At 68.9% G+C, this 1,554-nt stretch carries 2 protein-coding genes; both read right to left on the bottom strand.

Annotated elements, in window-relative coordinates; genetic code table 11:
- Window positions 1-125 precede the first annotated feature (125 nt).
- Window positions 126-386 (bottom strand): MoaD/ThiS family protein, encoded by a 261-nt coding sequence (locus AB1I47_RS33720; protein ID WP_354687975.1) that lies wholly within the window; start codon window positions 384-386, stop codon window positions 126-128.
- Window positions 387-413: 27 nt separating this feature from the next.
- A partial coding sequence (locus tag AB1I47_RS33715; RefSeq protein WP_407935958.1) for a WD40/YVTN/BNR-like repeat-containing protein occupies window positions 414-1,554 on the bottom strand: 1,141 nt, incomplete at its 5' end.

The following is a 1,554-nucleotide window of genomic DNA, read 5'->3' as shown; positions in this document are numbered from 1 at the left end:
TGGAGTGTGGGACCCATCGCGCCCCCGCCTCCCCGGGCCCTCCCGCCGCCGGTGGTTTGGGGCCCCGGGGGAGAGGGCCGGAGGCTCTACGAAGTGAAGGCCTTGGGTATGCCAGCCCCAGTCCTCTACCCCCCCGCCAGCGCCTGCAATATATGCACCTCGTCCGACTCCTTCAGCTCAGCATCCAGCCGCATCAACTGCGCTCGATTCACGAACACACGGATATACGGCCGCAGCTTCCCCTGCTCGTCGACGATGCGAAAGCGCATGCCCGGAAACTGCCGGTCGAGGTCTTCGAGCAGTTCGCCGATGCTGGCACCGTGGGCTTCGACGTACTCCCGCTGTCCGGTGTAGGAGAAGAGCGGCGTCGCGATGCGGACCTGCATGGAAGTTCTCCGTATCGACAAGGGTCTTCAGGCGGGCCGCGCCACGGTGACGGCGTATACCTGCGGTAGATGGCTGGCGATGCATTGCCAGGACTCGCCCTCATCGGCGCTGGCCCACAGCTCGCCGCCGGTGGTGCCGAAGTACACCCCGACCGGCGCGTGGGCATCGGTCGCCATGGCCTGGCGCTTGACCGTGAACCAGCCCTGCTCCGATGGCAGGCCGCGGTCCTGGCGTTGCCAGCTTTCACCGCCGTCACGCGTGACGAAGGCCGCGGGCCGGCCGCCGGGGCTGACGCGCGGCCAGACGTCGCAGCCATCCATCGGGAACACCCACACGGTGCGCGCATCGCGAGGGTGGGCGACGATGGGGAAGCCGATATCGCCGACTTCCTTCGGCATCGCTTCGCCGATGCGTTTCCACACGCCTTCGCTGCGGTGCATCCGGTAGATGCCGCAGTGGTTCTGCTGGTACAGGAGGTCGGGCGCGGCGGGGTGTTGCAGCACGCAGTGCGGATCCTGGCCGTATTCCGGGTTGGGATCGGGCAGGAAGGTGGCAAGGCTGCCGCGGTTCAGCGGCTGCCAGTCGGCGCCGCCGTCGGTGCTCTCGAACACGCCGCCGCTGGACATGCCGATATAGAGGTGGCGCGCATCGCGCGGATCGACCAGTACGGAATGCATCTTGGGGCCGTCAGGCGTGCCGTCCTGCTCGCCACCGGTCCATTCGCGCCGCTTCGGGTGGTCGTTGAAGCCGGACACCGATTCCCAGGTGGCGCCGTGGTCGGCGCTGCGGAACAGGCCTTGCGGCGAGGTGCCGGCGTACCAGGTGCCCCGCTCGCTGGCATGGCCGGGCGTAAGCCAGAACACGTGGTCAACGACGCGGCCCGTTTCTCCCTCCGGCGCCTTGTCGAAGGCGGGCGGCCGCGTGGCTTCGGTCCAGTTGCGGCCACCGTCGCCGGAGCGGAACACGGTCGGACCAAGATGGCCGGTGCGCGCGGCCATCAGCATCCGTGCCGGTTCGCGCGGGTCCTGCACGATATGGTGGATGGTGTGGCCGAGGAAGGTCGGTCCCTGGATCTGCCAGTTACGGCGCGTGGCGTCGCTGGTCAGGAACCACGCGCCCTTGGTGGTCGCGACCAGCAGCTGCACCGGGCCGGTGTCGGGCGGGGGC

Origin of the sequence: Cupriavidus necator (assembly GCF_040578825.1) — a bacterium.
Classification (GTDB): Bacteria; Pseudomonadota; Gammaproteobacteria; order Burkholderiales; family Burkholderiaceae; genus Cupriavidus; species Cupriavidus necator_E.
The sequence above is the reverse complement of the archived record's forward strand: the minus strand, read 5'-3'. Positions and strand labels throughout refer to the sequence as shown.